This is a genomic window from Chitinophaga sp., from assembly GCF_035538455.1.
Classification (GTDB): domain Bacteria; phylum Bacteroidota; class Bacteroidia; order Chitinophagales; family Chitinophagaceae; genus Chitinophaga.
This window is the reverse complement of the sequence record NZ_DATLKJ010000105.1, coordinates 47,570-55,094: the sequence shown is the minus strand read 5'-3', so window position 1 is coordinate 55,094 and position 7,525 is coordinate 47,570. Positions and strand designations below refer to the sequence as shown.

The following is a 7,525-nucleotide window of genomic DNA, read 5'->3' as shown; positions in this document are numbered from 1 at the left end:
TATGTCCTTCCAACCGGCTTCAATTTGTACATCCATCGTTATTCACGTCGTTAATTAAGAAAAATAAATTAAATTTGATTTATTGGGAGAAATTTCTATAAATTTGCACTCCCAAAATGAGAGATAAATATAGGTATTTATTTCACATCAACAGGAAAACACACATAAAATGTCTCGGTAGCTCAGCTGGATAGAGCAACTGCCTTCTAAGCAGTAGGTCATTGGTTCGAATCCAATCCGGGACACGAAAGAGGAAAATTGCAGAAGCAGTTTTCCTCTTTTTGTTTTTGGGGCCATTCCGATTTGATAATTCAAAATAAAGTACGTATTTTAGTACGTAATTAAAGCCGTATAACTATGCGTGTTGTAAATTATTCTGAATTCCGCAGTCATTTAGCAGAAAACCTGAATGCTGTAAATGATGATAAGGAGATTGTAGTAGTATCCAGAGTGCAAGGGAAAAATGTAGTAGTGATGGATTTGGATGAATATAATTCTATTCAGGAAACATTACATTTATTAAGCACAAAGGCTAATCGTAAACGTTTGGAAGATGCTATAAATGAAATGGGTAAAGGAAAATCATCAAAGCATAAATTAATCGAAAAATAATGGAATTAGTCTGGCAAACCAATGCCTGGGAAGATTACTTGTATTGGCAAACGCAAGATAAAAAAATCCTGTTTCGAATTAATGACCTGATTAAGGATACGTTACGGTCCCCCTTTAAAGGAATTGGAAAGCCGGAACCATTGAAAGGAAACCTGGCAGGTTTTTGGAGCAGACGCATCAATGATGAACATCGCCTTGTTTATACCGTAAAAGAAAAGCGGTTACATATCATTCAATGTAGATTCCACTATGACTAAGAGAACTTATGGCAACTGCCTTCTAAGCAGTAGGTCATTGATTCGAATCCAATCCGGGACACGAAAGAGGAAAATTGCAGAAGCAGTTTTCCTCTTTTTTTTATGCGAAAGCAGGTCATATCTTTCTTAATCTATTTGCCGTACCCGATTCCTTTTGGTTGTATTTCAAATGTATCAAAGTTGATTTGTTGTCTGCCACAGACATCAGTGGTTGCGGTGTAGCGTATCCCTGGAAGCAGGACGTTTATTGGTGGTAGAATCATTCACTGAAGCCATTGCCTCGCTTTGATATATTACCATCTTATCGACACCGGGGAAGAAGTGAATTTCAAATCCAGGCCTTGCGGGATCTCTTGTTGTGTCTGTGGGTATATGCAGGTCAGTGTAGGGATGAACTTCCAGCGAAGTGCCTGGCTGTGCATAGCCGGAACCTGTCAGGTTGTCCATATCACCCGGCATTAAGTGTATACATCCATGTGAGTGATCTAATTTCACGGTATCACCGAGAAATGTTTGTGCTTCATTGCCTGGGGTAGTGTGTACGAAATCGCCAATGACAGCTTCCTTGCCGTCTTTACGCCAGTTGTGATTCGTGTCTACGAAATACTTAATAGAGTTGTGACCAAAATCATTGAATACCCATTTGTCCGGAAATGAGCCGTGGTAGCCAAGTTGCTTGTAGTAGTCCCGGATGGTCTCGGTGACCTTGTCCTGAGTGCGGGCGCCGGTTCCCCATTTTGCGTTCACGGAAGTGAGAGGAATCCACTTTCCCCTGGCTTTTACCTCAGTAATATTTTTTGCAGAGAGACGCATAGGTGTGCCCCATGGCAACCCTGACCAGAAACCATAGCGGTCGCTGCTCACATGCTTTTCGATGGTGGCAATTACATACCTGCCGGCGCGTGTCTGCGTGCGCATAAAACCATCACTTCCCTTTACAGGTTTACCGGGGCCGCCCATTGCATCAAACTCACGGATTTTTGTTAATCGGCAAATCATACAGGCTATTTATAGATGAAAAAACTGTAAATACTTTCGCGTTCGGAGTTAAGCTGATCAGTGCTGGATACAACCAGGTGCACTGTGTCTTTGTCTTTAATAATTCTGTAAGTAGTGAGTGGTTCGATGGGAGGCGTGATGGGAATGCCGCCCAGGGAATCTTTTATTGGCTGGCCAAACCGGCTATTGAGATCTTCAAAAGTAATTTGGTTGGCAAGCGTATCAGGAACACTGATATGCAGTCTGAATTGTTGCACATCTCTGGCTTCAGGTTTTATGACCAGTACTCCGGCTCCCGGTTTCTTATAAGTTGAATCAAGCGGAAGAGAGACAACGTCGAGCGCATAACGTTCCGGCGTTGACGCAAATGTGTGCACAATGGCTGCGCTATCCCAACTGTTACCAGACAGGCTGTTGATCGCCGAAGATAAACGACCCAATAACGTATCCTTGGGCATTACCTGCTGCTGCAGGGAAGAGTCTGCGTTGCTGTGTTGGCTGCTTTGATTCTGGCAGGACTGCAGGGCAAAAGAAATGACCCAGCAGAAGGTTATAATACAGTATATCCTGAAATGTTTGAACTGCAGGTTTTTGAGGTGCATAATATGGTCGTTAACGAATACACAAATTAAGGACAATTTACTATTATCGTTCCATAATTTCAACTTTAACCGGTACTAAAAAAATTAGCGTTATATACTGTGCTATAAACAAAAAATGGAGCCACAAGGACTCCATTTATAACAGGTTTTAGAAACGAAATACATGCTTGTTTCTGGTGTGAGATGTTTCAGGAAACCATCATTTGTAGGTAACAACACGATTATTGTAAAATATAGCGCGAACGGTTCCATCAGGATAATAGGTAACACTACCCTGATCACTGTAGAATACAATGCGTCCGTCTGCATAATCTTTCCGCCAGGTGTCTCCACCGCTGACAGACAGCTGCTCCTGCTTTGTAAGCCCATTGTTGATTGCCGTAAATTGATTGATAGTTGCTTTTGCCTTCATACTTTTTGATTTGATAGCGTTAAACAGAATGGTTGCATGCGCGAATTTTCATTCACATGCTGTAAGCTAGGTAGCGCATTTGGAACTATTGCCCGGAATTGGACCAACGGTACCAATTTTTTCATTACCGGTCATGATTTTTTACATAGTAACAGGAAAAATTTGTTTTGCTAAAAAAATTAGTATATTTGCAACAGACATATTAATTACGGCCCTGTAAATGATGCGCTTCGGTTGCTCTTTACAGGGTTTTTAATGCCCTGTTGACATATCCGCTATTTGCAGGAATGTTGAATGAGAATGGTGTATTCCCGGTGGTATATTGTTATGATACCCCTCTGATCAGTATAGTAAAGGTGGACTTGATTTGGGAATGACCTGAAGATAAGCCGTTGTAGTAATGCATATAAGGAAGGAGTGGAAAGGTACAGAATGCACATAGAAAAGCAGGCCGTAGACTAAACCTGCGGATAGGATGCTGGGGTATGTAATATGCTGCTGATTATTTTAGTTCACTGTTTACTCACCGGTATTCAATTGTCAGACAGGGAAGGGTTTATTCCCGTTGAATGCAGGGAAGAAGCGGCTGTGGAGATACTGTGGCTGATATTTTTTCCGACAGCAGTTTTAACCGGGAATACTCCGGGGAGAACTGTTTACGACGGGGCTTCCATAACATTTGCGGAGGTTGTACCGCAATAATATCGGCGGCGAAATATTGCCTGTTGCCGGAAGGAATACGATCCTGCATGCCCCTTATCTGTAAAATGACTACCAATGTGCCTGTACCCGGTACATCCACATCACATGCCGCCCCTTCAAAGGAACCGCCGGTTTTGACGAAGAGCACTGCACTTTCCGTACCCGCTACCTGGTGTGTTGTGAAATCAATACGGGTCGCAATCACCTTTATTTCCAGCATCCTAATGCCATTATGCGCTGGTAATGACTGCGGCGGAATGTGAAGGACGCCATTTCGTGAAAGCCTGGGCGCCAGCGGGAGAAACCGGTCTGTTCCTGTATAGCGGTTGAACCTGAAGCCTGTTATACTGCTGGTGTCGTTGCCGGCGGAAGGAATGAGTCTGCTGGTTAACCGGTTGATATGCCCGCCATCGCAACCAACATCCAGCTTCCCGGAGAAAGCACTGCGGATGAGCGCTCCTTTTTTGCTGGCGATACCAAACCGTTGCGCAGCCCTGCGGGTAGCGGTTGTCTGCCGGACGATGGCAGGCATGCTGCGCAGGAAATGCTGGTTATTGCGCCGGTAGCCAATCAGGTTACCAAGCTTGCCCGTAAAGGTGATGATAGAAATCTGTTTTGCCATAACAATTGAGGTTAAGTGATACCTAAAGATAACATTATCCGCAAGAGCAGATTCGGGGCCGTATTGAAGATTATCCAATAACTGAGCATAGTAACATTGAAAACATTCAGTGGGGAAGCCAGGGGTATTAGATAGCTATCAAAGCTGATCGAACAGGGGTTAGAGAATTTTGAAAAGACACTTTTCCAACTTATCAACCAGGTCCAAAAAATCTCTCTGTATCCCCCTGATATTTTAGTACTTTGTAGATAACGTTTACGATCTATCACTAAACCGGTGTCCGTTATGAGTTCCCGCATTCCTACCACATCACGCCGTATCATCGAAACCGTTATCATACTGTTGTTATTGCTGGGTCTGATGTACGCGCTCTATGATGTCCTGAAGGTTTTCTTCGGGGTATTCACCTTTGCCATCATCTTCGCGGTATCATTTGCAAAGCTGTTTGACCGTTTCGCGGTCCTGCTCGGCAACAGGCGCAAACTCGCAGCCGTATTGTATTCTATACTGGTTATTGCTATCATAGCGTTGCCCTTTATTTACTTCGCCGGTGCATTCAACCAGCATCTCAAACAGGTGAACATGTGGATAGCAGATGCGAGGGAGAATGGCATACCTCCGCTGCCGTCGTGGATCACGAGACTGCCTTACATCGGCAACGACATCGCCGACTTCTGGCAACAGCTGCAGCTGAAGCCGAAAGAGACCGCCGGCATATACGAACATCAGATCAGGAGCGCCCTTCATCATGTGATCACTACCGGAGCCGGTATAATAGGCGTGGCGCTGCAATTCATTGCAGGCATCATTGTATCCGCCATATTCCTGGTGACCGGTGAAAAGCTGCTGGACCCCTTATACCTGGCTATGATGCATATGTTTGGTGAGAAAGACGGCCGCGCGCTGATCAATGCCGCAGGTGTTGCCGTGAAAAGTGTGGCCATTGGCGTAATGGGTACGGCTTTCATTGCTGCTATCGTATCCTGGCTGGGCTTCACTATTGCCGGGATTCCCTTTGCACTGGGCCTGGCCGCCCTCGTATATTTCCTGGTGCTGATACAGGTAGGGCCGCTGTGGGTATGGATTCCGCTGGTGATCTGGATGATGGCGAAAGGCAGCACCGGATGGGCTATCTTCCTTGCGATATACGGCGGCGCCGTCGTGATCATGGATGGTGTGCTGAAACCGATACTTATTGCAAAAAGCGGAAAACTTCCTTTTCTTGTGTTGTTTCTTGGTGTGATCGGAGGTATGGTAGCATGGGGCTTCACGGGGATGTTCAAAGGCGCTATCATCCTGGCAGTTTTCTATACTGTATTCAACTCATGGCTGGAGAAAACATCACACTATAAAAAAACGACAAACTCTTCTTTATAAAAACGGTAACCTGGATCAGATAATGAAATGGCTTTTCTTCTTTGCAGCAGTGATTTCCGCATCATCTGCTATGGCACAACAATCATTCAAATTCGCGCTGGTAACGGATACACACGTAGGCAGCGATAACGCAGCCGAAGACCTTGAACGCACGGTAACAGACATCAACAATAATCCTGATCTCGCTTTTGTGGTCATCTCAGGAGATATTACGGAGTTTGGCGCTGATGAAGAACTGAAGCTGGCAAAGAGCATCCTCGATCACCTGCAGAAGCCCTGGTATATCATTCCGGGTAATCATGACACAAAATGGTCGGAGAGCGGAGGCAATACCTTCCGTAAAGTATTTGGCCAGGAAACATTTTCGTTCAGGCGTAATGGTTACTGGTTCATTGGTACCAATTGCGGTCCCAATATGCGCATGAGTCCAGGCCAGGTACCACGGGAAAATATCGTGTGGCTGGATCAGCAGCTGAAAGCGAAAGACACGGTTACTCCTATCATCTACATCAATCACTACCCGCAGAACGCGGACCTCAATAATTGGTATGAAGCCATTGACCGCCTCAAGCAACACAACATCCAGCTGATACTTTGCGGGCATGGGCATGCCAACAAAGTATTCGATTTTGAACATATTCCCGGTATCATGTGCCGTTCGAATCTTCGTGCAAAAGACAGTATCGGCGGGTATAACATTGTGACGATGGCTAACAGCAAAGCTACTTTTGAAGAGAGAACGCCAGTGGTGGGAAAGAACCGGCAATGGACTTCAGCCGCATTAGCTTCTCACGCTGCCTGGTACGATCAGTCGGTATTCCCGCGCCCTTCCGCTGCCATGAATGATTCTTTCCCGGCCGTAAAACTGAAATGGCTGTACGAAGACAACAGTGACATCGGTTCCGGTATGGCATTGTATAAACAACTCATTATCTCTACCAATACCGCCGGTGAGATATATGCGCTCGACGCCGGCTCCGGCAAACGGAAATGGACTTTCCAGACGGCCGGGAAGATCTACGCCACGCCAGCTGTGGCAGATAATAAGGTGGTGGTGGCCTCTTCCGATAATGCTATCTACTGCCTGAATGCCGCCACTGGCAAGGAGCTTTGGCGCTTCGAAACGAATAAGCCAATTGTTGGCAGCATAACGGTGTATAACAGTATCGCCTATACGGGATCTTCTGATGGTCACTTCAGAGCTATTCAGCTGAATACCGGAAAGCTGCTGTGGGACTTCGACGGCGTAAAAGGTTTCGTGGAAGACAAGCCCTTGTTTTATAACGGCAACATCTACTTCGGCAGCTGGGGTAATGACCTTTACGCCCTGGATGCTGCCACGGGAGCGCTTCGCTGGAAATGGAACAACGGTACTTCCAACCGCATGTTCTCACCGGCCGCCTGCTTTCCAGTTGCTACGGGAGGCCGCCTGTTCATCGTGGCGCCGGACCGATACATGACGGCTTTCAACAGTGCTACCGGCGCTGTGATCTGGCGCAGGCAGATGCCTGAGGTAAGGGTCCGTGAGTCGATGGGGCTGTCGGCAGACAGTAGCGAGGTGCTCGTAAAGACCATGGAAGGTGCGCTGTGTGGCATCTCCGCCACGGCAGACAGTATGCAGGTGCTGTGGCAATCGCCCGTAGCGATGGGCTATGAGCTGAATCCTGCACCACCGGTGGAATACAACGGCGTGATTTACGTGCCTACCCACTCCGGTGTGGTGTATGCAATTAACCGTCACGATCATGCGCTGAAATGGAAATATAAGCTATCCAATTGTCTGGTCAATGCTGTACTGCCAACACGTGATAACCGCCTGCTGCTGAGCACTATGGATGGAAAGCTGGCATGCCTGCAATACGCCCCGTAACGCCTTTTGTCCGGCCATATACTTCCGGAGCGTCCGCAGCGTTTATAGAGCTATATTTGCAACGTTTTATTT

8 protein-coding genes and 1 tRNA gene are annotated in these 7,525 nt (G+C 46.3%); 5 read left to right on the top strand and 4 right to left on the bottom strand.

The features are described 5' to 3' along the window. The first annotated feature begins 171 nt into the window (after positions 1 to 171). From VM802_RS13230 to VM802_RS13220, 3 genes are all read left to right on the top strand, one after another. A tRNA-Arg gene (locus VM802_RS13230) sits at positions 172 to 245 on the top strand. A 112-nt stretch (positions 246 to 357) separates the two neighbouring features. Then, positions 358 to 612, top strand: a complete 255-nt coding sequence (locus tag VM802_RS13225) for a type II toxin-antitoxin system Phd/YefM family antitoxin (RefSeq protein ID WP_325531177.1) — start codon at positions 358 to 360, stop codon at positions 610 to 612. Continuing rightward, entirely contained in the window at positions 612 to 869 is a 258-nt protein-coding gene (locus VM802_RS13220) for a Txe/YoeB family addiction module toxin (protein ID WP_325531175.1), read from the top strand. Before VM802_RS13225 ends, VM802_RS13220 begins: the two co-directional genes overlap by 1 nt. 204 nt (positions 870 to 1,073) lie before the next feature. Here the strand turns inward: VM802_RS13220 and VM802_RS13215 are convergent, their stop codons facing one another. From VM802_RS13215 to VM802_RS13200, 4 genes are all read right to left on the bottom strand, one after another. Further along, on the bottom strand, positions 1,074 to 1,868 hold the full coding sequence (locus VM802_RS13215; protein ID WP_325531173.1) for a hypothetical protein: 795 nt from the start codon (positions 1,866 to 1,868) through the stop codon (positions 1,074 to 1,076). Positions 1,869 to 1,873: 5 nt separating this feature from the next. Beyond that, positions 1,874 to 2,470 (bottom strand): hypothetical protein, encoded by a 597-nt coding sequence (locus tag VM802_RS13210; RefSeq protein WP_325531171.1) that lies wholly within the window; start codon positions 2,468 to 2,470, stop codon positions 1,874 to 1,876. Between the two features lie 199 nt (positions 2,471 to 2,669). Further along, entirely contained in the window at positions 2,670 to 2,882 is a 213-nt protein-coding gene (locus tag VM802_RS13205; protein WP_325531169.1) for a hypothetical protein, read from the bottom strand. A gap of 556 nt (positions 2,883 to 3,438) precedes the next feature. Then, positions 3,439 to 4,206, bottom strand: a complete 768-nt coding sequence (locus VM802_RS13200; protein WP_325531167.1) for a hypothetical protein — start codon at positions 4,204 to 4,206, stop codon at positions 3,439 to 3,441. A 285-nt stretch (positions 4,207 to 4,491) separates the two neighbouring features. Here VM802_RS13200 and VM802_RS13195 point away from each other — a divergent pair, with 285 nt between their 5' ends. Both VM802_RS13195 and VM802_RS13190 read left to right on the top strand, forming a co-directional pair. Next, entirely contained in the window at positions 4,492 to 5,583 is a 1,092-nt protein-coding gene (locus VM802_RS13195; RefSeq protein WP_325531165.1) for an AI-2E family transporter, read from the top strand. 22 nt (positions 5,584 to 5,605) lie between these two features. Next, entirely contained in the window at positions 5,606 to 7,453 is a 1,848-nt protein-coding gene (locus VM802_RS13190; RefSeq protein ID WP_325531163.1) for a BamB-related PQQ repeat family beta-propellar protein, read from the top strand. Positions 7,454 to 7,525 lie beyond the last annotated feature (72 nt).

Coding starts and splice junctions, on each gene's coding strand:
- VM802_RS13195 (WP_325531165.1), top strand. CDS start 4,492: ATGAGTTCCCGCATTCCTACCACATCACGCCGTATCATCGAAACCGTT.
- VM802_RS13220 (WP_325531175.1), top strand. CDS start 612: ATGGAATTAGTCTGGCAAACCAATGCCTGGGAAGATTACTTGTATTGG.
- VM802_RS13225 (WP_325531177.1), top strand. CDS start 358: ATGCGTGTTGTAAATTATTCTGAATTCCGCAGTCATTTAGCAGAAAAC.
- VM802_RS13200 (WP_325531167.1), bottom strand. CDS start 4,206: ATGGCAAAACAGATTTCTATCATCACCTTTACGGGCAAGCTTGGTAAC.
- VM802_RS13210 (WP_325531171.1), bottom strand. CDS start 2,470: ATGCACCTCAAAAACCTGCAGTTCAAACATTTCAGGATATACTGTATT.
- VM802_RS13205 (WP_325531169.1), bottom strand. CDS start 2,882: ATGAAGGCAAAAGCAACTATCAATCAATTTACGGCAATCAACAATGGG.
- VM802_RS13215 (WP_325531173.1), bottom strand. CDS start 1,868: ATGATTTGCCGATTAACAAAAATCCGTGAGTTTGATGCAATGGGCGGC.
- VM802_RS13190 (WP_325531163.1), top strand. CDS start 5,606: ATGAAATGGCTTTTCTTCTTTGCAGCAGTGATTTCCGCATCATCTGCT.